Source organism: Nocardioides aestuarii (genome assembly GCF_039527245.1).
GTDB lineage: Bacteria > Actinomycetota > Actinomycetes > Propionibacteriales > Nocardioidaceae > Nocardioides > Nocardioides aestuarii.
Genome location: NZ_BAAAJT010000002.1, coordinates 3,040,534 through 3,066,313 on the forward strand (window position 1 = coordinate 3,040,534; position 25,780 = coordinate 3,066,313).

25 protein-coding genes are annotated in these 25,780 nt (G+C 73.2%); 19 read left to right on the top strand and 6 right to left on the bottom strand.

Annotated features, from left to right (window positions below; all coding sequences use genetic code 11):
• Positions 1-4 precede the first annotated feature (4 nt).
• The gene (locus tag ABD091_RS15265; protein WP_343919952.1) at positions 5-712 is read right to left on the bottom strand and encodes a TIGR03089 family protein; all 708 of its coding nucleotides are present in this window, start codon (positions 710-712) and stop codon (positions 5-7) included.
• A gap of 18 nt (positions 713-730) precedes the next feature.
• On the opposite strand from ABD091_RS15265, the gene ABD091_RS15270 reads away from it, so the two are divergent.
• The gene (locus tag ABD091_RS15270; RefSeq protein ID WP_343919954.1) at positions 731-1,810 is read left to right on the top strand and encodes a mannose-1-phosphate guanylyltransferase; all 1,080 of its coding nucleotides are present in this window, start codon (positions 731-733) and stop codon (positions 1,808-1,810) included.
• A gap of 15 nt (positions 1,811-1,825) precedes the next feature.
• On the opposite strand, the gene ABD091_RS15275 is transcribed toward ABD091_RS15270, so the two are convergent.
• From ABD091_RS15275 to cofD, 3 genes are read right to left on the bottom strand one after another with little or no spacing between them, the layout of a single operon-like run.
• Positions 1,826-2,578: a DUF3105 domain-containing protein gene (locus tag ABD091_RS15275; protein WP_343919956.1), complete on the bottom strand. Its 753-nt coding sequence runs from the start codon at positions 2,576-2,578 to the stop codon at positions 1,826-1,828.
• Positions 2,579-2,622: 44 nt separating this feature from the next.
• A complete protein-coding gene (gene cofE / locus ABD091_RS15280) occupies positions 2,623-3,567 on the bottom strand; it encodes a coenzyme F420-0:L-glutamate ligase (RefSeq protein WP_343919958.1) in 945 nt (314 codons plus the stop codon).
• Positions 3,564-4,571: a 2-phospho-L-lactate transferase gene (gene cofD / locus ABD091_RS15285; protein WP_343919960.1), complete on the bottom strand. Its 1,008-nt coding sequence runs from the start codon at positions 4,569-4,571 to the stop codon at positions 3,564-3,566. The genes cofE and cofD overlap by 4 nt, the downstream gene beginning before the upstream one ends.
• A gap of 219 nt (positions 4,572-4,790) precedes the next feature.
• Between cofD and ABD091_RS15290 the strand changes: the two genes are divergently transcribed.
• The 3 genes from ABD091_RS15290 (at position 4,791) to ABD091_RS15300 (ending at position 9,392) form a co-directional block, all read left to right on the top strand.
• Positions 4,791-5,045, top strand: coding sequence for a WhiB family transcriptional regulator (locus ABD091_RS15290; RefSeq protein WP_343919962.1), 255 nt, complete (start codon positions 4,791-4,793; stop codon positions 5,043-5,045).
• 118 nt (positions 5,046-5,163) lie between these two features.
• Positions 5,164-7,986, top strand: coding sequence for a glycosyltransferase family 2 protein (locus ABD091_RS15295; RefSeq protein WP_343919964.1), 2,823 nt, complete (start codon positions 5,164-5,166; stop codon positions 7,984-7,986).
• Positions 7,983-9,392, top strand: a complete 1,410-nt coding sequence (locus tag ABD091_RS15300) for a DUF5719 family protein (RefSeq protein ID WP_343919966.1) — start codon at positions 7,983-7,985, stop codon at positions 9,390-9,392. Before ABD091_RS15295 ends, ABD091_RS15300 begins: the two co-directional genes overlap by 4 nt.
• Positions 9,393-9,399: 7 nt before the next feature.
• On the opposite strand, the gene ABD091_RS15305 is transcribed toward ABD091_RS15300, so the two are convergent.
• Entirely contained in the window at positions 9,400-9,858 is a 459-nt protein-coding gene (locus ABD091_RS15305) for a metallopeptidase family protein (RefSeq protein WP_343919968.1), read from the bottom strand.
• Positions 9,859-9,908: 50 nt separating this feature from the next.
• Between ABD091_RS15305 and ABD091_RS15310 the strand changes: the two genes are divergently transcribed.
• Genes ABD091_RS15310 through ABD091_RS15330 form a run of 5 tightly spaced genes read left to right on the top strand, consistent with a single transcriptional unit; the run spans position 9,909 to position 13,412 of the window.
• Positions 9,909-10,283 (top strand): DUF3499 domain-containing protein, encoded by a 375-nt coding sequence (locus ABD091_RS15310; protein ID WP_343919970.1) that lies wholly within the window; start codon positions 9,909-9,911, stop codon positions 10,281-10,283.
• Positions 10,284-10,329: 46 nt separating this feature from the next.
• Positions 10,330-11,697 carry a phosphomannomutase/phosphoglucomutase gene (locus ABD091_RS15315; RefSeq protein WP_343919972.1) on the top strand — a complete coding sequence of 456 codons (1,368 nt, stop codon included), beginning with the start codon at positions 10,330-10,332 and terminating at the stop codon, positions 11,695-11,697.
• On the top strand, positions 11,694-11,858 hold the full coding sequence (locus tag ABD091_RS15320; RefSeq protein WP_343919974.1) for a Trm112 family protein: 165 nt from the start codon (positions 11,694-11,696) through the stop codon (positions 11,856-11,858). The genes ABD091_RS15315 and ABD091_RS15320 overlap by 4 nt, the downstream gene beginning before the upstream one ends.
• Positions 11,859-11,869: 11 nt before the next feature.
• Positions 11,870-12,898: an SIS domain-containing protein gene (locus ABD091_RS15325; protein ID WP_343919976.1), complete on the top strand. Its 1,029-nt coding sequence runs from the start codon at positions 11,870-11,872 to the stop codon at positions 12,896-12,898.
• A 43-nt stretch (positions 12,899-12,941) separates the two neighbouring features.
• Entirely contained in the window at positions 12,942-13,412 is a 471-nt protein-coding gene (locus ABD091_RS15330) for a DUF6174 domain-containing protein (protein ID WP_343919978.1), read from the top strand.
• A 171-nt stretch (positions 13,413-13,583) separates the two neighbouring features.
• Here the strand turns inward: ABD091_RS15330 and ABD091_RS15335 are convergent, their stop codons facing one another.
• Positions 13,584-14,966, bottom strand: coding sequence for an HNH endonuclease signature motif containing protein (locus ABD091_RS15335; protein WP_343919980.1), 1,383 nt, complete (start codon positions 14,964-14,966; stop codon positions 13,584-13,586).
• 196 nt (positions 14,967-15,162) lie between these two features.
• Here ABD091_RS15335 and ABD091_RS15340 point away from each other — a divergent pair, with 196 nt between their 5' ends.
• From ABD091_RS15340 to ABD091_RS15385, 10 genes are all read left to right on the top strand, one after another.
• Complete coding sequence (locus ABD091_RS15340) at positions 15,163-15,738, top strand: hypothetical protein (protein ID WP_343919982.1); 576 nt, start codon at positions 15,163-15,165, stop codon at positions 15,736-15,738.
• Between the two features lie 19 nt (positions 15,739-15,757).
• Complete coding sequence (locus tag ABD091_RS15345; RefSeq protein ID WP_343919984.1) at positions 15,758-16,363, top strand: GNAT family N-acetyltransferase; 606 nt, start codon at positions 15,758-15,760, stop codon at positions 16,361-16,363.
• A 149-nt stretch (positions 16,364-16,512) separates the two neighbouring features.
• The gene (locus ABD091_RS15350) at positions 16,513-17,469 is read left to right on the top strand and encodes a DUF808 domain-containing protein (RefSeq protein WP_343919986.1); all 957 of its coding nucleotides are present in this window, start codon (positions 16,513-16,515) and stop codon (positions 17,467-17,469) included.
• Positions 17,470-17,585: 116 nt separating this feature from the next.
• Positions 17,586-19,016 (top strand): adenosylhomocysteinase, encoded by a 1,431-nt coding sequence (gene ahcY / locus ABD091_RS15355; RefSeq protein WP_343919988.1) that lies wholly within the window; start codon positions 17,586-17,588, stop codon positions 19,014-19,016.
• A gap of 41 nt (positions 19,017-19,057) precedes the next feature.
• Positions 19,058-19,765 (top strand): MtrAB system response regulator MtrA, encoded by a 708-nt coding sequence (gene mtrA, locus ABD091_RS15360; protein WP_343919990.1) that lies wholly within the window; start codon positions 19,058-19,060, stop codon positions 19,763-19,765.
• Positions 19,766-19,768: 3 nt separating this feature from the next.
• On the top strand, positions 19,769-21,439 hold the full coding sequence (mtrB, locus tag ABD091_RS15365) for an MtrAB system histidine kinase MtrB (protein ID WP_343919992.1): 1,671 nt from the start codon (positions 19,769-19,771) through the stop codon (positions 21,437-21,439).
• Positions 21,436-23,190 (top strand): LpqB family beta-propeller domain-containing protein, encoded by a 1,755-nt coding sequence (locus ABD091_RS15370; RefSeq protein ID WP_343919994.1) that lies wholly within the window; start codon positions 21,436-21,438, stop codon positions 23,188-23,190. The genes mtrB and ABD091_RS15370 overlap by 4 nt, the downstream gene beginning before the upstream one ends.
• Before the next feature lie 64 nt (positions 23,191-23,254).
• Positions 23,255-23,980: a ComF family protein gene (locus ABD091_RS15375; protein ID WP_343919996.1), complete on the top strand. Its 726-nt coding sequence runs from the start codon at positions 23,255-23,257 to the stop codon at positions 23,978-23,980.
• Between the two features lie 358 nt (positions 23,981-24,338).
• The gene (hpf, locus tag ABD091_RS15380; protein ID WP_343919998.1) at positions 24,339-24,959 is read left to right on the top strand and encodes a ribosome hibernation-promoting factor, HPF/YfiA family; all 621 of its coding nucleotides are present in this window, start codon (positions 24,339-24,341) and stop codon (positions 24,957-24,959) included.
• Between the two features lie 51 nt (positions 24,960-25,010).
• Positions 25,011-25,691: a response regulator gene (locus tag ABD091_RS15385; RefSeq protein WP_343920000.1), complete on the top strand. Its 681-nt coding sequence runs from the start codon at positions 25,011-25,013 to the stop codon at positions 25,689-25,691.
• The last annotated feature ends 89 nt before the right edge of the window (positions 25,692-25,780 follow it).

Below are 25,780 nucleotides of genomic sequence, written 5' to 3' on the forward strand. Positions count from 1 at the left end.
CTGGTCACGCCCTGGCCGTCGCCCGCTCCGCGTCGTAGGTCTCCTGCACGCGGGCGGGGTCGGCGTGGGCCACCAGGACGACCGAGCCGCCGCGGACGAGCGGCTCGGTGAAGGAGGCGAGACCGGAAGGGGAAGCCGGGTTCGCCTCGCTCAGCAGGCGGCCGCCGTCGGTGAGGAGACTCCCGGCGGTGGCCGCCTCGCACATCTGGTCGTGCGTCAGGTCGGTGGTCGCGGGGTCGTCCGGACCCGGCGGGTCGTAGGCGGCGAACGAGTCCGGCTGTGACCACACCTCGACCCCCAGGTCGTGCACGCCGGCCGGCAGCGGGTCGGCGAAGCGCTGTCCCAGCGGGTGGAGCGCCGTGGCCAGCACGACCCGGTCGGCCGCTCCCGCGCCCCACTGCCCGACGGTCTGTGGACCGCAGCAGACCAAGTCGGGGTCCTCCGCCTCCGTCACGACCAGCCCGACGGTCCAGGCCGCGCCGAGGAGGACCGGGCCGAGCCAGTGGACCGGAAGGTCGAGCCGCGCGGTCTGGCCGCGCTCGAGGTCGAGCTCCTCGACGAGCAGCGAGGCGGTCTTCGCGACCCAGTTGGCGTAGGTGACCACGGAGAGCTCGGTGCGCTCGCCCGTCGCGTGGTCGTAGAAGGTGACCAGCGGCCGGCCGGGGTCGCGGCGCACGAGATCGGCGAGGACGGTCGCGAAGGTTCGGCTCATGCCGCCTAGGGTTCCACCATGGGATCCCTCGAGAGCTTCTGGGCCGTCATCCCCGCCGGCGGCGCCGGCACCCGGCTGTGGCCGGTGTCGCGAGCGGCGGCACCGAAGTTCCTCCACGACCTCACCGGCAACGGCCGATCGCTGCTCCAGCAGACCGTCGACCGGCTCGCGCCGCTGGTCGGGGACCGGTTGTTGGTGGTGACGGGGGAGGCCCACCGCGAGGCCGTGCTCGCCGAGCTGCCGCACGTGGATCCCGGAGCGGTCGTCGCGGAGCCGTCGGCCCGCGACTCGATGGCGGCCATCGGCCTGGCGGCAGCGATGCTCGAGCGCGTCGACCCGGAGGCGGTGATGGGCTCCTTCGCCGCCGACCACGTGGTGACCGACACCGCGGCCTTCGAGGCGGCCGTGTCCACCGCCGTCGAAGTGGCGCGCGACGGCTGGCTGGTCACCCTCGGCATCACCCCGACCCACCCGGCGACCGGCTTCGGCTACATCCATCTCGGTGCCGAGCTCCCGGGTCACCCGGGCGCCTGCCAGGTGGCGGCCTTCGTCGAGAAGCCGGCGGCCGACGTCGCCGAGCGCTACCTCGCCGGCGGACAGCACCGGTGGAACGCCGGGATGTTCGTCGTGCGGCCCGGCGTGCTGCTCGACCTGCTGGCCGGCCAGGACCCCGAGTTCGCCGCCCGGCTGCGCGAGATCGCAGCCTCGCCCGACCTGCTCGGACAGCTGTGGGACCGGCTGCCGCGGATCGCGCTCGACCACGCCGTGGCCGAGCCGGCCGCTGCGGCCGGTCGGGTCGCCGTCGTCCCCGTCGACCCGGGGTGGGACGACATCGGTGACTACGACGCGCTCGCGGTCCTCCTCGGCGCCGACGACGGCGGCGTCCGGGTCCTGGGTGACGCCTCGCTCGTCGACGTCGACGACGCCACCGGCCTCGTCGTACCCGGAACCGGACGCACGGTCGCAGTCGTGGGCCTCGACGACGTCGTCGTCGTCGACACCCCCGACGCGCTGCTGGTGACGACCCGGGCCCACGCGCAGCAGGTGAAGGACGTGGTGGCCCGGCTCAAGGCCGCCGGGCGCACCGACCTGGTCTGACGACGCCCCCGCGGCTCACATCGCGTTGGGCTCGGGGCTGTCGGTGTAGGGGTATTCCTGCATGAAGGTGTCGAGGGCCTCGCCGCTCACGCCGGAGCAGTACTGCCACACCCCGGTCTGCTCGCCGCTCGGGTCGCCGTCGGCGCCGACGGACCAGTGGCTGAAGGACACGTGCTGGCCGTCGGGGAAGGCGTCGCCGTCCTCGGAGGTCCAGGGCGCGGCGATGAACTTCGAGCGCTGGTTGTCGGAGCCGGCGAACTTGTCGGCCAGCGCCTCGACCTGCTGCATCGCCGCGCCGTCGTCGGCGATCGTCTCGTCGTACCAGAGGATGGTGTAGCCGTGCTCGAGGTTGTGGACCAGCGACTCCAGCTCGGGACGGTCCTCGGTGTAGAGCTTGCGCTCGAACGGGGCCGGGGCCACGCCGAGCTCGTTCCAGTGGGGGCCGAACGCCGGCGGGGCCTCGTCGTAGGTGACCTGCTCGCCGGTGGGCTTGTGGTCGGCGTTGCCCGACGCGGGCTTGGTCTCGACGTCCTGGCAGGCGGACGCGGGCTCGCCGATGTCGCTGAGGGCGAGGTCCTCGAACTCCCGGGACTCCCACCAGTTCTTGACCGGGCCGTAGGCCGCGGCGCCGACGATCAGCAGGGCGATGACGGTGCAGACGCCGACGATCATGATCCCGCGGCGGCGCTCCTCGCTCTTCTGCTGGCCGCGAATGGCGTCGATCCTCGCCTGCCGATCGGTCTTCTGCTGCTTGCCCTTCTTGGCCACGGTGGGGGTCCTCGTCCTCGCTCGAGCGGGTGGTCGCGTGGATTCTACGGGCGCACCGGTCGCAGCCGGACGGAACCGTCCGCCTCGGTCATGTCGGCCTCCCAGCCGTGGGCGAACGCGAGCGTGCGCAGGGTCTCCGGGGCCAGGTTCTCGACCACGACCGCTCCCTCCTCGGCGCGTACGCCGCCGCCGAGCTCGGCCACCGCCTCGGCCAGCTCCCCGGCCGTCGACGGGGCACCGAACGCGGCGGCGTCGGCCGGATCGGCGCGCAACGCCCGCAGCACCGCCTCCCGCGACCCCCAGCCGAACAGGTCGCCGCCGTCGGGGCGTACCAGCGCCGCGGCGCCGGGCCCGTCGTCGCCGAGGGGCAGGACCAGGTCCGCGCGGCCACGGACGACGGCGAACGGCCGGCCGGCGAGCTTGCCCTGCGCCAGCTCGCCCGCACCCGCGAGCTCGTCCGCGACGGCCGGCGCGGTCACGACCAGGTCGTTGCCGTAGCCGTCGCGGCGACCGGCGAAGTCCTCGAGCACGGTCAGCCCGGCAGCCCCCACCGCGAGGTCGGTCTGACCCTCGCGCCAGGCCCGGCCCGCGGTGTCGGTGACGACGACGCCGACGCTGCGACCGGTGAGCTCGTGGAGCCGCTCGCGGATCCGTCGGGCCGAGACGTCCGGGTCGACCGGGAGCAGGACGACCGAGCCGGGCTCGACGTTGGAGGCGTCGATGCCGGCGGCGGCGAGGGTCAGCCCGTGGTGGGTGCGGACGATCCGGACCGGGCCGCGGCGCGCGACGAGCCGGGCGGTCTCGCGCGGCAGGGCCTCCTCGCGGGTCCCGTCGACCACCCGGCCCTCGGCCTTGCTCACCACCTTGCTCGTGACGAGGACGACGTCGCCGTCCTCGAGGTCGACCAGGCCGGCCAGCAGGGCACCGAGGTCCGCGCCGCGGCGTACCTCCCCGACGCCGTCGGGCGCCCAGACCTCGAGGTGGGTCACGGTCGGACCAGGGAGACGGCGGCGGCGGCCATCGCCGCCGTCGCGTCGTCGTCGGTCATCAGCAGCGGCACGGCCGCCGCGGCGATCCCGGCCTCGTGGAGGCCGTCGAGCTGGTCGGCGTCGTCCTCGGCGACCAGCCAGCCGTCGAGGACGCCCTCGCCCCGCCGGCTGCCGTAGTGGCGCCCGACGCCGCCGGCGCTGACCTCGACGCCGATCGTCGCCAGCAGCTGCTGGGCCATGCCGTGGACGTGGCGGCCGCCGATGATGGGCGAGATGCCGACGACCGGGGCGTCGGTGGCGACCAGCGCCTCGCGCACCCCGGGCACGCCGAGGATCGTGCCGACCGACACGACCGGGTTGGAGGGCGGGAGCACGACGAGGTCGGCTCCGGTGATCGCCTCGAGCACACCGGGGGCGGGGGAGCAGTCGTCCTGGCCGACGACGAGCACGGTCTCGGCCGGGACCTCGGCGTGCAGCCGCACCCAGTACTCCTGGAAGTGGACCGCGCGGCGGCCGCTCGGCGAGTCCTCGTCGGGGATCACGAGGTGGGTCTCGACGCGGTCGTCGCTCATCGGCAGCAGCCGGACGTTCTGGCGCTCGGAGAACCACCGGCGGCACAGCGCCTCGGTCACCTGGTGGAGGGGATAGCCGGCCTCCAGCATCTGGGTGCGGACCAGGTGGGTCGCGAGGTCACGGTCGCCCAGCCCGAACCACGCACGCTCGACGCCGTACGCCGCCAGCTCCTCCTTGGCGTGCCAGGTCTCCTCGCGCCGCCCCCACCCCCGTTCGGGGTCGATGCCGTCGCCCAGGGTGTACATCACGGTGTCGAGGTCGGGGCAGACCTTGAGCCCGTGGAGCCACCAGTCGTCGGCCGTGTTGGCGACGACGGTGACCCGGGCGTCGGCCCCGACGCCGGGCACGGAGCCGGTCGCGATGCCGTGGAGGAGGCCTCGGACGAAGCGGGCGCCACCCACGCCACCGGAGAGGACGGTGATCTCACGCATGGCTCAACCCTGCCGTACCACCCGCGCTACCACGGATGGGCCCCGGGTGGGTGGTTTTCGCCAATACCAGACTTCCGCTTGACTGGAGGTGTACGACAGGCATGTAATTCCCACAGTGTTCTTCACTTCCCGTCAGGGAGGCGGGACACGGGGGAACCGAGGAACACAATCCGTGGGCCCCGCGGGAGACCGCGAGGCCCGGGTCGAAAGGCGAGGGCCGTGAGAGAACTACTTCTCCTCGACGGGGACGCCGAGGAAGCCAGCTGGCAAGAGCGGGCGCTGTGCGCCCAGACTGATCCGGAGGCGTTCTTCCCAGAGAAGGGCGGTTCCACCAGGGAGGCCAAGAAGGTCTGCCTGACCTGCGAGGTGCGCAACGAGTGCCTCGAGTCCGCGTTGATGAACGACGAGCGCTTCGGCATCTGGGGCGGTCTCTCCGAGAGGGAGCGCCGCAAGCTGAAGAAGCGCGCCGTCTGACTCAGCTGTTCCAGGTCGCCACCCCCGGCGCCGAGAACCGGGGGTGACGACGGGATCGGCCGTGGGTGGCCGGTCGCGCATTCGGTGGCTGCGAGCAGGCCGGTTAGGGTCTTCGGTCGTGTCTGCCACGGTCGTCGCCCTGCTTGTCAGCCACGACGGTGCCCGGTGGCTCCCGACCGTCGTGGAGGGCCTCACGTCGCAGACCCGGCCCGTGGACCGGGTGGTCGCCGTCGACACGACGAGCCGCGACGAGAGCCCGCAGATCCTCACCGAGGCCTTCGGAGCGGTCCAGACCGCTCCGGGCGGCACGGGCTACCCCGCGGCGGTCCGGATCGGCCTCGAGGAGGTCGACCGCACCGGCGGCGCCGACTGGGTCTGGCTGCTCCACGACGACTGCACCCCCGACCCCGGTGCGCTCGAGGCGCTCCTCGCTGCGGCCGACGCGCGGCCCCACGCCGACGTCCTCGGGCCGAAGCTGCGGGAGTGGCCGAGCCTGCGCCGGCTGCTCGAGCTCGGCGTGACGATCTCCGGGACCGGCCGGCGCGAGACCGGCCTCGAGCGCGGCGAGTACGACCAAGGCCAGCACGACGACGTCCGCGAGGTCCTCGCCGTCAACACCGCGGGCATGCTCGTGCGCCGCGACGTGCTCGCCCGGCTCGGCGGCTTCGACGAGCAGATGCCGATCTTCGGCAACGACATCGACTTCGGCTGGCGTGCCTCGGCGGCCGGCTACACCACCCTCGTCGTTCCCGAGGCCGTCGTCTTCCACGCCGAGGCGGCCCACCGCGGCGTACGCCGCACGCCGCTGACGGGCCGCCACATCCACTACCAGGAGCGGCGGGCCGCGCTCTACACGCTGCTCGTCAACGCCAGCACCCGTTCACTGCCGTGGCGCGTCGTGCGGCTGGCGATCGGGACGTTCGTCCGGATGCTCGGGCTGATGCTCGTCCGCCAGGTCGGCCAGGCCCTCGACGAGCTGGCCGCACTGGTCTCGCTCTACGGCAGTCCCCGGCTGGTGCTGCGGGCCCGCCGCGAGCGTCGCCGGCGCGGCGCCGGGACGTCCGGTGTCGAACCGTTGCTCGCACCGTGGTGGCTGCCCTACCGCCACGGCCTCGACGTGGTCAGTGACCTCGCCGCGGCCGCCACGAACCAGGCGGCCGACGTCGCCGAACGGCGCCGGATCGCGGCGGGCAAGCCGGTCGCGGTCGTCGACGAGGAGGACCCCTGGGCCGAGGAACAGGGCTTCGTCGCCCGCTTCCTCACCAACCCGGTCGCCGTCGGCGGCCTCCTCTTCGTGGCGCTCGCCCTCGTCGGCGCCCGCGAGGCCTTCGGCACCGTCGCCGGCGGAGCGCTGTCGCCGGCCCCGGCGCAGGCCGCGGACTGGTGGCGCCTCCACCTCGAGTCGCAGCACGCGCTCGGCCAGGGCACCTCCGTGCCCGCGCCGGCCTACGTCCTGCCGCTGGCGCTGCTCGGCTCCCTGGTCGGCACCGCGACCACCGTCTCGCTGCTGCTCGTGCTCGCCGTGCCGCTGACCTTCTGGGGCGCGTGGCGCTTCCTGCGCGTCGTCGGTCGGCTGCTCGACGAGCAGGGCCCACCGGCGTGGCTGCTGTTCCTCGGCGCCACCACCTGGGCGCTCATCCCTGCCGCGAGCGGCGCGTGGGGACTGGGCCGGCTCGGCGTCGTCGTGGCCGCCACCGTGCTGCCGTGGCTGGCCCACGCGGCGCTGGGCTTCGCCGACCCCGAGCCCGACCGCCGCTGGCGCGCCGGCTGGCGCACTGGTGTGCTGCTGGCCCTCGCTGCGGCCTTCGCGCCGCTGGCCTTCTGGTTCTCCCTGGTCCTCGCGGCGCTCGTCGTCGGGGCCGGGTTCTACGTCTCCTCGCGCGGCATGCGCGACCGCTCGGTGTGGGGGCCGCCGGCCGTCGCGGTGGCGACCCCGGTCGTGCTGCTGCTGCCGTGGTGGTTGCCCGCACTGCTGACCGGATCCGGGGCCGGTCTCGCGCTCGACGCCGGTCGGCTGCCGATGGCGGCCGTCGACTTCGCCGACCTCGTCACCGGCCACCTCGGCGACGCGGGCGCGCCCGACACGCTGGGCCTGATGCTGCTCGCCGTCGCAGTGCTCGCCCTGGTGCCGGCGGCCACCCGGATCCCCGTCCTCGTGTGCTGGATCGTCGCGTTCGCTGCGTCCCTCGTGGCGGTCGTGCTGGGCCTGTTCACCTTCGAGGCCGACGCGGTGACGACCAAGGCCGGGCTGGGCTTCCTGGTCCTCGTCATCCAGGCGGGGTTCGTCGTCGCGGCGGTGGTGGCCGCCCAGGGTGCCCTCCACCGGAGGCGTGCGGGGTGGGGACGGCGCGCCCTCGTCGGGGTCGTCCTGGTCGCGTCGGTCGTGCCGCTGGTCGGACTCGGCTGGTTCGTGGTCTACGGACCGGGTGACCTCGAGGACTCGACCGACACCGGCATCCCGGCCTACATGATGCAGAGCGCGGAGCTCGGTCCCGAGCACGGCATCCTCGTCGTCGAGGGCTCCGCCGACACGGGCCTGACCTGGTCGGTGCAGCGCGAGGACGGCGTCACGCTCGGCGAGGACGAGGTCGTCGGGCTGATGGCCGCCGACCCGACCCTCGGCCGCGACGTCGGCCGGCTCGTGAGCTCACCGGAGCTCGAGGCGGCGGCGACCCTGCCGGGCCACGGCATCGAGTACGTCGTCCTGCCCTCGCCCGCCGACGGCGACGTCGCTGCGGTGCTCGATGCGACCAACGGCCTCGAGCAGGCCAGCGCCGAGTCGCGCACCACCCGTGCCTGGCGGGTCGCCGAGCCGGTGGAGCCCGGCGCCGTGGCCCCCGAGACCGCGTGGTGGCGGGTCGTCCTGGTCGTCCTGCAGGGCCTCGGCATCGTCGCCGTGCTCGTGCTCTGTGCGCCCACCCAGCGGAAGGAGCGGCGATGAGCGAGCCCGAGGACACCCCGACGACCCCGACCGGCGGGCGGCGGTCCGCCGTACGCCGGGTCGTGAGCCCGACCGCGGTGATCGCGGTGCTGCTGCCGCTCCTCACGGTCGGTGCGCTCTCGCTGGTCAGGCCCGACGAGCAACCGGAGCAGGTCGCGCGGGCGGCCGAGCAGGTCGAACCCTCCCGCACCGACCTCGTCTGCCCGCCGGGCGAGGGCAAGGACCCGCTGGACCTCGCCGCAGCCGCCGGCTCCGGCGGTGAGGCCGCCACCCGGGTGCCCGACGAGGACGAGTCCACCCCGGTCGAGCTCCGCCAGGACGCCGTCACCGAGGTCGACGAGCAGGACACCGTGCTGGTCCGCGGCACCGGGGAGCTCGCCGCCGAGCTGATCGGCGCGCGGTCGCGCGAGGAGGGCCTGGCCTCGACCGAGTGCGTGCTGCCGCGCCCCGACTACTTCTTCACCGGGGTCGGCGCCGGTGCCAACCACAGCTCGACCATCGAGCTGGCCAACCCCGACCAGGGCCCGGCGGTCGCCGACGTGACCGTGTGGACCTCGAACGGCCCGGTCGACGTGCCGACGCTGCGGGGCGTGACGGTGCCCGGTGGCACCTCGGAGTCGCTCGACCTGTCGCAGGTCGTGCCGCGGCGCGGCGAGCTCGCGGTGGAGGTCGTCGTCTCCCGCGGCCGGCTCGGTGCGACCGTGGTGGACGAGATCCCCGAGATCGGCCGGGAGGCGCGGGTCGCCGGCTGGCTGCCCGCCTCGCCGGAGCCGACGACCGACCAGCTGCTGCTCGGGCTCGTCGGCGGCGAGGGGGAGGACACCCTGGTCCTCTCCAACCCCGGCACCGACGAGGCGCGGGTCGAGCTGAGGGTGGTCACCGAGGACGCCTCGTTCGTGCCCGAGGGGCTCGAGGAGGTGCGGGTCCGCGGTGGGAGCGTCGAGACCGTGACGCTGAGCACCACCGTCCGCGACCAGGTCCGCGAGGGTGCGATCGGGTTGCAGGTGACCTCCACCGGGCCCGTGACCTCGACCCTGCGCACCGTCGTCGACGGCGACCTCGTCCACGCCCAGCCGGTCTCACCGACCGAGGCGGCCACCACGGCCCTCGTGCCGTCCGGGAACGCCCACGTGGTGCTCGGGCGCGCCGGCGGCGCAGGGGTGGCCGAGGTGGCGGCGTACGACGCCGACGGGAAGCGGCTGCGGAAGGACAAGGTCGAGCTCACCGACGGCAGCGGCGCGGTGGTCGACCTGCCGAAGGGCACGGCGCTGGTCCGGGTCACCCCGCGGCGTACGGAGGTGGCGGCCTCGGTCGTCGTGAAGGGGAACGGCGCGACGGTGGTGCCGCTGCGACCCCTCGTGCGCTTCGGCCTCGTCCCGGACGTCCGCCCCGGGCTGCCCGAGTGACCCGGGGTCAGTCGAGCGGTCGGTAGCGCGGGTCGACCAGCTCGGCGTCGACGCCGAGGAGCTCGGCGACCTGCTCGACGACGACGGTCAGCACCAACGCCTCGAGATCGCCCCGCGACTCGGCCCGGTGCTCGATCGGTCGGCGGAAGACGACCAGCCGGGTCGGCTGGCCGCGCGTGCCGCGCACCAGCGACGACAGCGGCACGGTCTCGGGGTGCCAGTCGTCGGGGATGCGGGGCGTGTCCTCGACGGCGTACTCGAGCAGGCCGAGCCGGTCGGCCCAGCGGTCCTCGATGTCGGCGACGACGTCGAGCACCAGCCGGTCGAAGCGCTCGCCCGCGGTGGGCAGCTCCGGGGTGCCCGGGTCCGTGGGCACGACAGCCGGTCCGCGGCGGCCGCGGCCGCGACGGTCACGACGACGCCGGCGGGCGGGCCGCACGGGGCCGGGGTCGACGTCGAGCTCCACGACCGCGAGCCTAAACGGCGTGCTGCGGATCAGTGGGTAACGTCGGCGCCGTGAGTGCTTCCCGTCGTTGTTCCCGCACCGCCTGCGGCCGCGCGGCGACGACCACCCTCACCTACGTCTACGCCGACCAGACCGCGGTGCTCGGTCCGCTGGCGACCTTCGCCGAGCCGCACGCCTACGACCTGTGCGACATCCACAGCGAGCGGCTGTCCGCTCCGCGTGGGTGGGAGGTGCTGCGGCTCTCGACGGGCGCGGCCGACCCCGGGCCCAACGAGGACGACCTGCTGGCCCTGGCCGACGCGGTCCGCGAGGCCGGCCGGCCCCAGCCGCCGCAGGTCACCCTTCCCTCGCTCGCGAGCGAGGGCGGCGAGGGCGTGCGCGAGGTGCAGCGCCGCGGCCACCTGCGGGTGCTCACCACCGACTGACCGGGCTGGTCGTCCCGCCGCCGTCGCGGCGGATAGGCTCCGCTCCATGCCTGCGGCCGCCGATCTCGACGCCATCTTCAAGGCCTACGACGTCCGGGGGCTCGTCCCCGAGCAGCTCGACGCCGGGCTCGCCCGTGCCGTCGGCTGGGCGTTCGTCGAGGTGACCGGCGCCGACGAGGTCGTGGTAGGCCACGACATGCGGCCGAGCTCGCCCGAGCTGGTCGAGGCGTTCGCCGAGGGGGCGACCGCCGCGGGCGCGGACGTCGTCGTCATCGGGTTGTGCGCGACCGACCAGCTCTACTTCGCGTCCGGCTCGCTCGGCCTGCCGGGCGTGATGTTCACCGCGAGCCACAACCCCGCCGGCTACAACGGCATCAAGATGTGCCGCGCGGGGGCCGTCCCGATCGGTCGCGACACCGGCCTCGCCGACATCCGCGACCGGGTCCTCGCCGACGACCCCCGACCCGCCGCGCGGACCGGGTCGGTGCGCCACGAGGACCTGCTCGCGGCCTACGCCGCCCACCTGCTCGACCTCGCGCCGGTGAAGGGTCGCCGGCTGAAGGTCGTGGCCGACGCCGGCAACGGCATGGCCGGGTTGACGATGCCGGCCGTCGCGGGGCTCCTGGGCGAGGGCCAGGTCGAGCTGGTCCCGATGTACTTCGAGCTCGACGGCACGTTCCCCCACCACGAGGCGAACCCGATCGACCCGGCGACGCTGGTCGACCTCCAGACGCGCGTCGTCGAGGAGGGCGCTGACATCGGGCTGGCCTTCGACGGTGACGCCGACCGCTGCTTCCTCGTCGACGAGCGCGGGGTCGCCGTCTCGCCGTCGACGCTGACGTCGTTGATCGCCGAGCGGGAGCTGCGCCGCCACCCCGGCTCCACGGTGATCCACAACCTGATCACGAGCCGCGGCGTGCCCGAGCTGGTCACCGAGCTGGGCGGCACCCCGGTGAGGACCCGGGTCGGCCACAGCTTCATCAAGCAGACGATGGCCGAGACCGACGCCGTGTTCGGCGGCGAGCACAGCGGCCACTTCTACTTCCGCGACTTCTGGCGCGCCGACTCCGGCATGCTCGCCGCGCTCCACGCCCTGGCCGCGCTGGCCGAGAGCGACGGGACGCTGTCGGAGCTGCTGGCCGACCACGATCGCTACGCGCTGTCGGGCGAGCTGAACTCGACGGTCGACGACCCGGCCGCGGTGCTCGACACGCTTCGGTCGGACTACCGCGACCGCGACGACGTCGCCCTCGACGAGCTCGACGGGCTGACCGTCAGCCACGACGACTGGACCTTCAACGTCCGGCCCTCCAACACCGAACCGTTGCTGCGGCTCAACGCCGAGGGCAAGGACCACGCCACGATGACGGCGGTGCGCGACACCGTCCTCGACCGCATCAGGAGCCACCGATGAACCTCGACCCCACCCTGCTCGACCTCGTGGTGTGCCCCGACTGCCGGGGCGACCTCGCGCCCGTCGGCGAGGAGCTGGTCTGCGGCTCGTGCGGGTTGGCCTACCCCGTCCGCGACGACATCCCGGTGCTGCTGGTCGACGAGGCCCGCCGGCCGGCCTGAGGACCCCGACGATGGCGACCTGGTTCGACGAGTCCCGCCTCGACGACGAGGCGGTCTGGCAGCGCGCCGATGCGCGGCTGCGGGCACTCGCCGAGTCCGGCGCGCGCGTACGCCGTGAGGTGGCGGGCGCGGAGGAGGCGACCCACGAGGCGCTGGGCCGCGCGACGGAGATGGCGCGGCCGCGTGCGGTGATCTCGGCCGGGCCGGACTCGCGGTTGCTGCGGGCGGTTCTCGAGCCGTGGTGCCCGGTCCCGTTCGTCGCCTGGCCGCACCCGTCGCTCCCCGGCTGGGCCGGTGGCCTCGACCTGGTCGTCGTGCTCGCGCCCGACGGTGGTGCGAGCGTCGCTCACGCGGTGGCGGAGGCGGTGCGCCGCGGGTGCCAGGTCGTGGTCGCGTGCCCGCCGCGCTCGACCGTGGCCGACCACGCGGTCGGCCGGTGGAGTGCCGTGCTCCCGACCACCGGCGGTGACCAGCTGGCGACCGCGGTCGTCATGCTCGACTACCTCGAGCGGGTCCAGCTCGGTCCGGAGGTCGACGCCGAGCGGGTCGCCCAGGCGCTCGACGACGTCGCGATCGCCTGCTCTCCCCACCGCGACCTCGCGGTCAACCCCGCGAAGGTCACCGCGATCGCCCTGGCCGAGGCCGCGCCGCTGGTGTGGGGCGGGAGCGTGCTGGCCGCGCGCGCAGCGCGCCGGATCGCCGAGTCGCTGCGCCGGGTCAGCGGCCGCGCCGCCCTGGCCGGCGACGTCGAGCAGCTGCTCCCGCTGCTGGAGTCGACCCGGCAGCGCGACGTCTTCGACGATCCCTTCGCCGATGGTCCGCGCGACCTGTCCCCGGTGCTGCTCGTCCTCGACGACGGCAACGAGGAGCCGGTGGTGCGGGAGGCGCGGGGTCGCCTGCAGGCGCTGGCGTCGTCCCGCGGCGTACGCGTCGAGACGCTGACGACCGACGCCCCCACGGAGGTGGCGCGCTATGCGTCGCTGCTGCTGCAGGGGAGCTATGCCGCGGAGTACCTCGGGCTGGGGCTGGTCGAGGACTGACGCGGCCCGGGAACCACGCCGCGCCTGACGGCGTCCCACTTCGGTGACCCGTTCCGCCCTGCTGTTCCTCGCGGTCGTGCTCCTTGCCGGCTGCTCCGCTGACCCGCCCGCCGTGAACCCGCCGGCGTCCTCCGCGCCTACCTCGTCGTCGACGGGGACGGGCCCAACGGCGCGGCTGGACGTGGAGGACTACCGCTACACGCTGCGGCAGTCGTGCTTCTGCGCCCCGAGCGGGCGGGTGCGCCTCGAGGTTCGCGAGGGCGACGTGGCGTCGGCCGGCTACGTAGGTCGGGCTGGGGATCGGGTCCCGGACTCGCTGTGCTTGAGTGTCAACGACTTGCTCGCGAGGGCCGACGATGACGTTGACCGGGCGACGGTGACGTGGGCTGCCGGCTCGCCCGCGCCCAGCCGGATCTCGATCGATCACGACACGAACATGAGTGACGACGAGGTGCGTTGGTCGATCAGCGGCTTCCGGGTGCTCGACCCGGTGCCGTCGCCGATCCTCGACTGAGCCGTCCGTCTACGCTGGCGCTGTGTTCGGAATCGGTCTGCTCGAGCTGCTGCTCATCATCGCCGTCGCCGGCCTCGTGGCCTGGCTGGTCGCCCGCAGGGCTTGACCCCCGGGCTGCCATCTCGTCGCGAGCCGATGACATGCCGAAGGCCCCGCCGTGGTGTGGCGGGGTCAAGGGCGGGGTCGTTCTCGCCGTCGGCCGGCTGTGGCGGGGGTGACGTCCACGGTGCCGGTGTGGTCGCGGAGGAACTGGTAGCCGTGGGGTGAGGTCCACAGGTAGGTGCCGGGCTCGATCACGGTGTAGGTCCATGCGGCGTGGGTCTTGAGCCGGTGGTGGGAGCGGCACAGGGGTGCGATCTCGCAGGTGCAGGTGGGGCCGCCGGTGCCGTCGGTTGTCCAGGACCGGACGTGGTCGCAGTCGCAGCCCCGGGCGGGTCGGGTGCACCAGGGGAACACGCAGTGGTGGTCCCGCAGGGCGGCCGCCTCGCGGATCCGGTCGGGGACCTCGTAGGCCTCGACGTGGACGTGGTCGGCGAGGTCGATGACGGGCTTGATGACGACGTGGGCGTTGGGGTTGCCGCACCAGTCCCTGATGGTCTCGACGGTGATCGGGGTCCGAGTGGCCTCACATCGGCCGACCTGGTGGCCGGCCTTCCCACGCAGTGCGGCGTCGGTGAGGTGCAGGTGGAGCACCATCGTGTGCTTCCGGCGGCGGGGTCTGGTGGTCGAGCCTGTCGAGACCTCCTCGCCGGTGGTCTCGGGGTCGAGGTCGAGGGTGGGCTGGTGGCGGGCGAGCATTCCGGCGGCCATGGACCGGCGCACGTCGAGTGATTCGGTGCAGCCGAGGTCGGCCAGTTCCTCCGCACCTTCGCGGATGGCGTCCTCGAGGGCGAAGGCATCGATCAGGTCGAGCTCGCCGGTGACCTGGGCGGTGCCGTTGAAGGAGGGCTGGTCGGTGTGGATGACGAAGCAGCGCCGGTCCTCGGCCTCATTCCGCTCCTTCTCCGCTGTCTCGGGCATGTGCCGGCCGACGGCTTCGTCGACGAGCCGGTCGAGCTGGGAGACCCGGACCTTTCCTGCGACCGCGGCGACGTGGGCGTCGACGAACGCCGCGGCTTCCATCGACAAGCCCCGTCCGATCGTGGCGTCGGCGACCCGGCGGGCACGCCACGCCGGCACCGTCCCGGTCAGCACCTGCTCCCACAACCTGGGGAGCCGGTAGCGCAGCTCCAGAGCGTGGCCGAGGTAGTACTTCCCCGCCTCCGGTGTCATGCCGACGGCGGCACCGAACTCGGCCACGGAGAACTCCGCGACCAGCGGGGCACCGGGTCCGGCGAGCCCGACCGGTGCCTCTCCGCCGCCACGGAGGCGGTAGCGCTCGGAGTCCTCGGGCCACTCGGCGGGATGGACGATCGCCCACTGCACCGCCAGCTGGAGCAGGTCGACCTCGGCCCGATCCGCCACGGCACGACAAGCGCGTGCCGCCGCCAGCACGCCGCGGGCGTCATCGGGCATCACGCGGCACCCGGTGGCGGCTTCGGCGGTGGTGGACATGAGTCCATTCAAGCCGCCACCACTGACAACATCTGGGCCCGAAACGAGCACGGACCGGATGCTGTGGACAACGGGCTGCAGGCTGCAGGGTGGGTCCTTTGCCCGCTCGCCCGACGACCCAGCCGGTTCGCCTGCGGGGTGACCGCGGCGGCGTGTCAGGCGTCGCGCCGCCGGACCGGGTGGCACCTTGAGGCCCGTGACGGGGAGCTGGTGGCGAAGCCGGACGGTCGGGCTGGGTGTCGTGGTGGTCGTGCTCGCGGCAGCGGGGTGCCGTGCTGCGGGCGACGACACGTCGTCCGGGGAGGAGCAGGCCCCGGCACTGCGTCCGGTCGGGTCCTTCCACGACGTGTGCCTCCCGACGTCCCCCGGGCGGACGGGGTGGGTGGGTCTGGACACCTTCAGGAACAGGTCCGACACCGACGTGGTGGTGGAGGGGGCCAGCTGGGGCGAGGAGGGCCTCGAGGTGCGTGAGATCTCCTACGTCGTCCGTGACGAGGACAGCCGCTTCGCGACCCTGGGGCTGACCAACTTCCCCACGTCGTCCCCGCGGTCGACCCGTCCGGGGTCTCCCGACTGGGCATGGCGCCGGCGGGAGCGCCTCGACGACGCGCGTCTGCCGCCGAGTGCCCCGGGCGAGTACTACGTCGTGCTCGTCGGCTTCGACGGCAGGCGCGGCAGCGGAGGTCCCCTCGAGATCGACTACGCCGCCGAGGGCGGCCGCTCGGACACCCTCACGACGCGCGTGACGCTGAGCGCCGCACCACGCTGCTGAGCGCGGCTAGGGTCGCCGCATGCCCGCCTTCACCTGGCTCCCCGCCAACGAGGCCACGGACGAGGACGTCGAGGCGGTCTTCGGGTCGGGAGGCGCGGCGAAGTGCCGGTGTCAGGCGTTGAAGGTCGAGGGCTGGATCTGGACCGACAGCACGCAGGAGCAGCGTGAGGCCGCGCTGGCGGAGCAGACCGCCTGCGGCACCGACGGCCCGACGTCGGGGCTCCTCGGCTACGTCGACGGCGAGCCGGCCGGCTGGGTGGCGGTCGAGCAGCGCGAGAACTACTGGCGGATCTGGAACCGCAAGCAGCCGTGGATGCGGATGGACCCCGAGCTCGAGGGCGTCTGGTCGGTCACCTGCTTCCTCGTCCGCAAGGGCCACCGCCAGTCGGGGCTGATGCACGAGCTCGCTGCCGCCACGGTGGAGTACGGCGCGCGCGTCGGCGCCCACGTGCTCGAGGGCTACCCGATCGAGCCGCCACCGGGGAAGACGGTCATCTGGGACGAGGCGTCGGTCGGCCCGCTGCAGGTCTTCCTCGGCGCCGGCTACGAGGTCGTCGCCTCGCCGACGTTGCGCCGGCGCGTCGTACGCCGACAGCTCGGCAGGGACGGCGGCGGGACCACCTAGGGTCGGGGACAGGTCGACGAGGTACGCCGGCGGTGCGACGTCCCCCGGGGACTTCATCGCCTGCTACGCGCCGTGGGACGGCTACGACTACGACACATGACCGTCGACCCCTAGGCTGACGCCGACCCACGTGACCTGGGAGGAACTACATGGCCGGCGGACTCTTCGCCCTGCTCGACGACGTGGCCGCGCTGGCGCGGATCGCCGCCGCCAGCGTCGACGACGTCGGTGCCGCCGCGGGCCGCGCGAGCGCCAAGGCCGCGGGCGTCGTGGTGGACGACACGGCCGTCACGCCGCAGTACCTGCAGGGGTCCGCCGCCGAGCGCGAGCTGCCGATCATCAAGAAGATCACCATCGGCTCGCTGCGCAACAAGCTGCTGTTCATCCTCCCCGCGGCGTTGCTGCTGAGCCAGTTCCTGCCGCAGGCCCTGCCCGTCCTGCTGATCTGCGGCGGCACCTATCTCGCCTACGAGGGGGCGGAGAAGGTGTGGGAGCGGATCCACGGCGGCGCCCACCACGAGGAGCAGATGGAACAGGGGGAGTTCACCCCCGAGCACGAGGCGAAGACGGTCGCGAGCGCCATCCGCACCGACCTCATCCTCTCCAGCGAGATCATGGTGATCGCGCTGAAGGAGGTCGTCGACTCCGATCCCGAGGCGGGCCTCCTCGAGCGGGCCGCGATCCTCGTGGTCGTCGCGGTGCTGATCACGCTGCTCGTCTACGGGGTCGTGGCGCTCATCGTGAAGATGGACGACATCGGCCTCAGCCTGGCCAGGCGCGACTCCGACGGCGCGAAGCGGGTCGGCCACGCGCTGGTCGCGGCCATGCCCCGGCTGCTGGCGGCGATCTCCCTGATCGGCACCGTGGCGATGCTGTGGGTCGGCGGCCACATCCTCCTCACCAGCCTCGACGAGCTCGGCGTCCACGCGCCGTACGACGTCGTGCACCACTGGGAGGAGGCCGTGCACGAGGCGATCCACGGCCCGGTGGGCAGCACGATCGCCTGGCTGGTCAACACGGCTGCGTCCGCGGTGGTGGGCCTGGTCGTCGGGGCGGTCGCGGTGCTCGTCATGCACCTGGTGCCCCGCAGGTCGAAGGCCCACTGAGCCGACGATTGAGCCAACCGGTGTGACGCGGCCTACCCTTGCGGAGTCCGCGTGGGAGATCCCGACAACGCGCAGATGCGCGGCGCAGACCTGACTCCGACACCGAGGAGACACCGATGGACTTCAAGGTCGCCGACCTGTCCCTGGCCGACTACGGCCGCAAGGAGATCGCCCTCGCCGAGCACGAGATGCCCGGCCTGATGGCGATGCGCGAGCGCTATGCCGCCGAGCAGCCTCTCGCGGGCGCCCGGATCGCCGGCTCGCTCCACATGACCGTGCAGACCGCCGTGCTCATCGAGACGCTGGTCGCGCTCGGCGCCGAGGTCCGCTGGGCCTCCTGCAACATCTTCTCCACCCAGGACCACGCGGCCGCCGCCGTCGTCGTCGGCCCCGAGGGCACCGTCGACGCCCCGGCCGGCGTGCCGGTCTTCGCGTGGAAGGGCGAGACGCTGGAGGAGTACTGGGAGTGCACCCAGCAGATCCTCGACTGGCCCTCCGGCGAGTTCGCCAACATGATCCTCGACGACGGTGGTGACGCCACCCTGCTGGTCCACCTCGGCGTCGAGGCGGAGAAGAAGGGCGAGGCCCCCGACCCGGCCACCGCCACCTCCCACGAGCAGCGCGTCGTCTTCGGCGTCCTCCAGTCCTCGCTCGCCCAGAGCGACGACCGCTGGACCAAGATCGCCAACGAGATCCAGGGCGTGACCGAGGAGACCACCACCGGTGTCCTGCGCCTCTACGACATGCTGAAGCAGGGCTCCCTGCTCTTCCCGGCGATCAACGTCAACGACTCGGTCACCAAGTCGAAGTTCGACAACAAGTACGGCTGCCGCCACTCGCTGATCGACGGCATCAACCGCGCGACCGACGTCCTCATGGGCGGCAAGGTCGCCGTCGTGTGCGGCTACGGCGACGTCGGCAAGGGCTGCGCCGAGTCGCTGCGCGGCCAGGGCGCCCGCGTCATCGTGACCGAGATCGACCCGATCTGCGCGCTGCAGGCGGCGATGGACGGCTACCAGGTCACGACCCTCGAGGACGTGCTCGACACCGCCGACATCGTCATCACGGCCACCGGCAACAAGGACGTCGTCACCGTCGAGCAGATGGCCCGGATGAAGCACAACGCGATCATCGGCAACATCGGCCACTTCGACAACGAGATCGACATGGCCGGGCTGGAGTCCTACCCGGGCGTCGAGCGCGACACCGTCAAGCCGCAGGTCGACGTCTGGACCTTCCCCGGCGGGAACGCGATCATCGTGCTCTCCGAGGGCCGGCTGATGAACCTCGGCAACGCCACCGGTCACCCGAGCTTCGTGATGTCGAACTCCTTCACCAACCAGGTGCTGGCCCAGATCGAGCTCTTCACCAAGCCCGCCGACTACCCCACCGGCGTCTACGTGCTGCCCAAGCACCTCGACGAGGAGGTCGCCCGGCTGCACCTCGGTGCGCTCGGCGTGAAGCTCACGACCCTCTCCGACGACCAGGCCGGCTACCTCGGCGTGGACGTCGCCGGTCCCTACAAGTCCGACCACTACCGCTACTGAGTGCCCCACCGGGCGAGGCCCGGTGCGGCAAGATGGACAGCATGACGCAGGCAGCAGACGTCGCCCCGCGCGGGCGCATCCTGGTCGTCGATGACGACGCCTCCCTCGCGGAGATGCTCACGATCGTCCTCCGGCAGGAGGGCTTCGAGAGCCAGATGTGCCCCCGCGGCGACGTCGCCATGGACGCCTTCCGCTCCTTCCGGCCCGACATCGTCCTCCTCGACCTGATGCTCCCCGGCAAGGACGGCATCGACGTCTGCAAGGAGATCCGGGCCGAGTCGGGCGTGCCGATCGTGATGCTCACGGCCAAGGGCGACACCGTCGACGTCGTGCTCGGGCTCGAGTCCGGCGCCGACGACTACATCGTCAAGCCGTTCAAGCCCAAGGAGCTCGTCGCCCGGATCCGGGCACGCGTACGCCGCTTCGACGCGCCGGCGCCCGAGGCGTTGACGATCGGTGACCTCGACATCGACGTCGCCGGCCACTCGGTGACGCGCGCCGGCGCGCAGATCAGCCTGACGCCGCTGGAGTTCGACCTGCTGGTCTGCCTGGCGCGCAAGCCGTGGCAGGTCTTCACGCGCGAGGTGCTGCTCGAGCAGGTCTGGGGCTACCGCCACGCCGCCGACACCCGCCTGGTCAACGTCCACGTCCAGCGGCTGCGCTCGAAGGTCGAGCACGACCCCGAGAACCCCGAGATCGTCGTGACGGTGCGCGGGGTCGGCTACAAGGCAGGGTCGTCGCAGGCCTGACCCATGGTCATCTCCGCCGACGCGTCCTCCGATCGATCCGGCACCGCCGCCGGCGACCGCGCCGCGGACGTCCGTGCCCGAGCGGCCGGCGTGGTGCGGCGCGCGCTGACGTTCTGGCGCCGGTCGATCCAGGCCCGCGTCGTCGTCAGCGTGGTGCTGCTCTCGGCGCTGGTCATCGGGATCGTCGGGTGGTTCCTCGTGCAGCAGACCCGCGACGGCCTCCTCGAGCAGCGCGAGCAGGCCGCGGTGGGCGAGGCGACGCAGGTGACGGCGGAGGCGCAGGACGCGCTGCGCGGCGTGTCGCCGACGGACACCGACGTCGCCCCGCAGCTGACCGAGCTCGTCAACCCGATCATCGAGCTGGGGGACACCCGTGACTTCGCGGTGGTGCTCACCGGCCCGGCGGGCGACGCCCGCATCGCCGACGGGGGGGTGCAGTACACCTCCCAGCTCGACACCTCGAGCGTGCCGACCTCGCTCGAGGACCACTTCGCCGAGCCGTTCGGCGCGACCACGGCCTACACCTACACCGAGCTGCGCCGGACCGACGACGACGGCAACGTCGTCTCCAGCGAGCCGGCCATCGTGGTGGGGTCCCAGGTGCGGCTTCCTGCCGACTCGAAGACCTACACGCTCTACTACCTCTTCCCGCTCACCGACGAGGCCCGCACCCTGAACCTGCTGACCAACGCGATGATCACGGCGGCGAGCCTGCTGGTGCTGCTCGTCGCGGGCATCACCTGGCTGGTCACCCGCCAGGTCGTGACGCCGGTCCGGATGGCGCGCCGGGTCGCGGAGCGGCTCGCGGCGGGCCAGCTCCAGGAGCGGCTGCGGGTCTCCGGCGAGGACGACCTGGCCCGGCTCGCCACCTCGTTCAACCAGATGGCCACCAACCTCCAGCGCCAGATCCGCCAGCTCGAGGAGCTCTCGCGGGTCCAGCGGCGGTTCGTCGCCGACGTCTCCCACGAGCTCCGGACGCCGCTGACCACGGTCCGCATGGCCGGTGACGTCCTCCACGACGCGCGCAAGGACTTCGACCCTGCCACCGCCCGCGCCGCGGAGCTGCTCCAGACCGAGCTCGACCGCTTCGAGGGGCTGCTGGCCGACCTGCTCGAGATCAGCCGGTTCGACGCCGGCGCGGCCGTGCTCGAGATCGACGACGTCAACCTCGTCGACGTGGCCCACCGCATCGTCTCCGCGACCGGCGCGCTGGCCCGCCAGAGCGGCTGCCGGGTGCTGGTCGAGGCCCCGGCCCACCCCTGCCTCGCCGAGGCCGACGTACGCCGCGTCGAGCGGATCGTGCGCAACCTCGTCACCAACGCGATCGACCACGCCGAGAGCGGCGACATCGTCATCCGCGTCGACGGCGACGCCCACGCGGCCGCCATCGCGGTCCGCGACCACGGCGTCGGCCTGGGTCCCGGCGAGTCCGCACTGGTCTTCAACCGCTTCTGGCGCGCCGATCCCGCCCGCGCCCGGACCAGCGGCGGCACCGGTCTCGGGCTGTCGATCTCGCTCGAGGACACCCACCTCCACGGCGGTTGGCTCCAGGCATGGGGCCGGCCGGGGGAGGGCGCGCAGTTCCGGCTGACGCTGCCGCGCCACGTCGGCGGCGTCCTGCGCAGCAGTCCCGTCCCGCTCGTGCCCGACGACTCCCGGGAGCCGGTCCGATGACGGCGCGCGAGCTGCTCCGCACGGCGCTGCTGCTGGTGGTCCTCGCGCTGGCCACGACCGGGTGCGTCGGGATCCCCAGCAGCGGCCCGGTCACCGAGGCCGGCACGGGCGTCGACCCCGGCGTCGAGCTCGGCTACTACAACGACCCGCGCCCGCCGACCCCCGGCGCGTCGCCCACCGAGGTCGTCAAGGGCTTCCTCGACGCCCAGACCGCGATCCCGCTCCAGACGAACACGGCGGAGCAGTACCTCACCGCGTCCGAGGCGGAGACCTGGCGGCACAGCCGGATCGTCACCTACGCCACCGCCTCTCCCGCGGAGGGCAGCAACCAGGTGCGCGTCCAGCTCGACGGAGCCAGCCAGATCGACGCCCGCGGCTCGTGGCTCGGGTCGCTGCCGCGCAACGACCAGGAGCTGACCTTCACCATGACCCGCGAGGACGGGGAGTGGCGCATCGACGACGCGCCGGACGCCCTCGTGGTGCCCGAGTCCTGGTTCGGCCAGGCCTACCGCCGGGTGTCGCTCTACTACCCCGACCCGACCGGGAGCATCCTCGTGCCCGAACCGGTCTACGTGCCCCGGGGCGACCAGCTCACGACCTCTCTCGTCGAGGGCCTCCTCCAGGGCCCCGTGGGGCGGGCGACGGGGATCGAGCGGAGCGCGTTGCCGGCCGGGGCGACCGTCGACCTCTCGGTGGTCGCCGACAGCCAGGGCGTGGCCGAGGTCGACCTGACCGGCGGCGCGGGCATGCCGGCTGAGCCGGACGCGACGCTGATGGTCGCCCAGCTCGCCCGCACCCTCGCCCAGGACCCCGGGCTGACCGGGTTCCGCGTGACCCTCGACGGTGAGCCCGTCACGCTCTCCGGGGGCCGCACGACCTTCCCGATGGACGAGGGCCAGACCCTCGACCCCGTGGCCGCCCAGTCGACCTCACTGCTGTTCGGCCTGCGGGAGGGCCGCCTGGTGCTCGGGGTCCCCGGCGACATGGAGGTCGCGGGCGGACCGCTGGGCACCGCGGTCCAGGGGGTGCGCTCGGTGGCGGTGAACCTGACGGGTGCCCGTGTCGCCGCGGTCGCCGGCGCCGGTGACGCGCTGCTGGTCAGCGACGTCCGCGACCCCGACGCCGCCGTGACGGAGGTCCTCAGCGGGGCCACCGACCTGCTGGCCCCGAGCTGGGACCACGCGGGCCGGATCTGGGCCGTCGACCGCACCAGCGGCGGGGCGACCGTGACCTCGGTCCGCGACGGCCGCCGGACGGAGGTGACCGTGCCCGGCATCACCGGCGAGCGCGTCACCCGGGCGCTCGTCTCGCGCGACGGCTCACGCTTGGTCGCGGTGCTCGACCGGCCCGCGGGCGACCGCCCCGCCGGCGACCGGATCGTCGTGAGCCGGCTGCGCTACGACGGCCGCGGCCGGCCCCTGGGCGGGACCCGGGCCCGCACCATCACCTGGGACGAGCAGCCGCGGCTCGCGGTCCTCGACATCGGCTGGTCGTCGGCCACCTCCGTCGTGGTGGCCCACCGTCTCGGTGGTGACCTCTACCAGGTCCGCACCCTCCCGGTCGACGGCGCTCCCGCCGGGGTCGCCGGTCTGGCGACGACGGTGCAGGAGCGGCCGCGGTCCCTCGTGTCCTCCCCGCGCGCGACCGACCCGGTCTACGTCGTCACGCGCGGCGGGCTGACCGACGCCCTCTCCGGCTCGCGCGTCGCGGTCGAGGACCCACCGGTCACCTCGCTCACCTACGTCGGCTGACCCGTCGTCCACAGGTGGTTCCCACGGCCGACCTCGCGGCGCCGGGGCGGGGGAGGATCGGCTCGTGCTCGATCCGGTGCTCGACCTGCTGCTCGGCGGCACCTGCGTCGGCTGCGGCGAGCCGGGCCGCTCGCTGTGCGCGGCCTGCGTGGCACTGCTGCCCGGCACGGCCTGGCCCGCCTGGCCCAGCCCGTCGCCTCCGGGGCTCGCGCCACCGTGGTCGACGGCGCCCTACGACGGGGTGGTGCGGTCGGCGCTGCTGGCCCACAAGGAGCGCCACGTGGCCGGGCTCGCCGTCCACCTGGCCGGGATGCTGGCGGCGGCCGCGGCGGCCGCGGCGCCCGGGCCACGCCTGCTGGTGCCGGTGCCGAGCCGCCCGGGCGCGGCGCGTGCCCGGGGCCACGAGCCGCTGCTCGACGTCTGCCGCCGCGCCGCACGGCTGCTCCCCGACACCCGGGTCGCGTGCCTGCTGCGCTCCCGCGGTGGGGTCTCCGACCAGGCCGGGCTGACCTCGGTCGAGCGGGCGGCGAACCTCGCCGGGTCGTTGTGGTGCCCCTCCGCGGCCCTGCGCCGCCACGCCGGCCGCCCCGGTCACGTGGTGCTCTGCGACGACGTCCTCACCACCGGATCGACGGTCCGCGAGGGGCAGCGCGCGCTCGCCGCCGCCGGGGTCGCGGTGACCGGGATCGCGACCGTGGCGGCCACGCAGCGGCGTACGGGGACGGGGCGCATCCCCACTCACAGGGAATTGTCAGGCCCACGACTTCCGTGGGGGGAGGACGTGGACTAGCGTCTCGTTATGGAGTCCGCCCGGGTCCGTGGTTGCGTCGGTTCGGCGCCGCGGGAGCCCGCTCGGGTGAACGAGACGTCGTACCGGCTAGCCGATGCCAGTCGCAGGCGAAGCGGCCCACGTAACCCCGGAGACGGGGGATCACGGTGCGACTTAGAGGTAAGTCCTGCCTCGACCGGACCGCCAGATGCGGGCCGGCGCGGGAGAAGGCCGGTAGTGGCAGAGAAGCTGCGGAAGCCTCAGCAGGCGGCTGTGGGGACGAAGACCAGGTCGGCCGGGCGGACTCCATCTTCCCCTGGCCCCGGAAAAGCCGGTGGCCGGTCTGTCCAGCGTGTTCTCCCAGTCATCGGAGGTTGACATGGATGTCGTCGTCACGGGTCGCCACATCGAGCTGTCGGAGCGGTTCCGCTCCCACGTCGCCGAGAAGCTCACGAAGCTGGAGAAGCACGACCATCGGATCATGCGGGTCCAGGTCGAGGTGGAGAGCGAGCGCAACCCGCGGCAGCACGACCGCGCGATCAAGGTGGAGCTGACCGCGTTCTCGAAGGGACCGGTCATCCGGGCCGAGGCCGCCGCGGAGGACAAGATGAGCGCGCTCGACCTCGCGCTGGACAAGATGGCCTCCCAGATGCGCAAGGCCGCGGACCGGCGCCGCGTCCACAAGGCCCGCACCCCCGCCTCGGTCGGCCAGGCGCTGGCCGGGATGGAGACCATCGCGGCGGAGCCGGAGGCCGACGAGACCGTCGTTGAGCACAACGTCGGCCCGATCAGCGTCACCGGAGACGGTCCGCTCGTCGTCCGGGAGAAGAGCCACTCCGCCGTCCCGATGACCCTCGACCAGGCGCTCTACGAGATGGAGCTGGTCGGCCACGACTTCTACCTCTACGTCGACAAGGAGAGCGAGCGGCCCGCGGTCGTCTACCGCCGTCGCGGCTACGACTACGGCGTGATCTCGCTGGACCTCGACCCCCAGGCCTGACCTGCCCCGGATGCCCGCGAGGGGTGGTCCCGTCGTGGCATGATGCGCGACGTGACCACCAACGCGGTCGACACCAGCGAGCCGATCCGGGTGCTGGTGGTCGACGACCAGGAGCTGTTCCGTCGCGGCCTGACCATGCTGCTCAGCAGCGAGGAGGGCATCGAGGTGGTCGGCGAGGCCGGTGACGGCGTCGAGGGCACCACCCTCGCCGAGAGCATCGCCCCCGACGTGGTCCTGCTCGACGTGCGGATGCCCAAGCGTTCCGGCATCGAGGCCTGCCTCGCGATCAAGGAGCGGGTGCCGTCGGCCAAGATCATCATGCTGACCGTCTCCGACGAGGAGGCCGACCTCTACGAGGCCGTGAAGAGCGGCGCGGCCGGCTACCTCCTCAAGGACTCCTCGATCGAGGAGGTCGCCCAGGCTGTCCGCGTGGTCTCGGAGGGCCAGTCGCTGATCAGCCCCTCGATGGCGGTCAAGCTGATCGACGAGTTCAAGCAGATGTCGCGTCCGGAGAAGAGCCAGGTCCCCGGCCTGCGGCTGACCGAGCGCGAGCTCGAGGTGCTGCGGCTGGTCGCGACCGGCATGAACAACCGTGAGATCGCCAAGCAGCTGGTCATCTCCGAGAACACGGTCAAGAACCACGTCCGCAACATCCTCGAGAAGCTCCAGCTCCACTCCCGCATGGAGGCGGTCATGTACGCCGTCAAGGAGAAGCTGCTCGACCTCCCCTGAGGGTCGAGTCGTGGGTTTGTGACCTTCCAGTCGCGGGTTCGTGACGGTCGGACGGTCACGCGCACACGACTGAACGGTCGCAAACCCAC

Bases quoted from the DNA above. Each gene is read 5' to 3' on its own strand.
- ABD091_RS15335 (WP_343919980.1), bottom strand. From the start codon at position 14,966: ATGTCCACCACCGCCGAAGCCGCCACCGGGTGCCGCGTGATGCCCGAT.
- ahcY (WP_343919988.1), top strand. From the start codon at position 17,586: ATGGACTTCAAGGTCGCCGACCTGTCCCTGGCCGACTACGGCCGCAAG.
- ABD091_RS15300 (WP_343919966.1), top strand. From the start codon at position 7,983: ATGAGCGAGCCCGAGGACACCCCGACGACCCCGACCGGCGGGCGGCGG.
- ABD091_RS15315 (WP_343919972.1), top strand. From the start codon at position 10,330: ATGCCTGCGGCCGCCGATCTCGACGCCATCTTCAAGGCCTACGACGTC.
- ABD091_RS15345 (WP_343919984.1), top strand. From the start codon at position 15,758: ATGCCCGCCTTCACCTGGCTCCCCGCCAACGAGGCCACGGACGAGGAC.
- cofD (WP_343919960.1), bottom strand. From the start codon at position 4,571: ATGCGTGAGATCACCGTCCTCTCCGGTGGCGTGGGTGGCGCCCGCTTC.
- ABD091_RS15265 (WP_343919952.1), bottom strand. From the start codon at position 712: ATGAGCCGAACCTTCGCGACCGTCCTCGCCGATCTCGTGCGCCGCGAC.
- mtrB (WP_343919992.1), top strand. From the start codon at position 19,769: ATGGTCATCTCCGCCGACGCGTCCTCCGATCGATCCGGCACCGCCGCC.
- mtrA (WP_343919990.1), top strand. From the start codon at position 19,058: ATGACGCAGGCAGCAGACGTCGCCCCGCGCGGGCGCATCCTGGTCGTC.
- ABD091_RS15320 (WP_343919974.1), top strand. From the start codon at position 11,694: ATGAACCTCGACCCCACCCTGCTCGACCTCGTGGTGTGCCCCGACTGC.
- ABD091_RS15270 (WP_343919954.1), top strand. From the start codon at position 731: ATGGGATCCCTCGAGAGCTTCTGGGCCGTCATCCCCGCCGGCGGCGCC.
- ABD091_RS15350 (WP_343919986.1), top strand. From the start codon at position 16,513: ATGGCCGGCGGACTCTTCGCCCTGCTCGACGACGTGGCCGCGCTGGCG.
- ABD091_RS15325 (WP_343919976.1), top strand. From the start codon at position 11,870: ATGGCGACCTGGTTCGACGAGTCCCGCCTCGACGACGAGGCGGTCTGG.
- hpf (WP_343919998.1), top strand. From the start codon at position 24,339: ATGGATGTCGTCGTCACGGGTCGCCACATCGAGCTGTCGGAGCGGTTC.
- ABD091_RS15370 (WP_343919994.1), top strand. From the start codon at position 21,436: ATGACGGCGCGCGAGCTGCTCCGCACGGCGCTGCTGCTGGTGGTCCTC.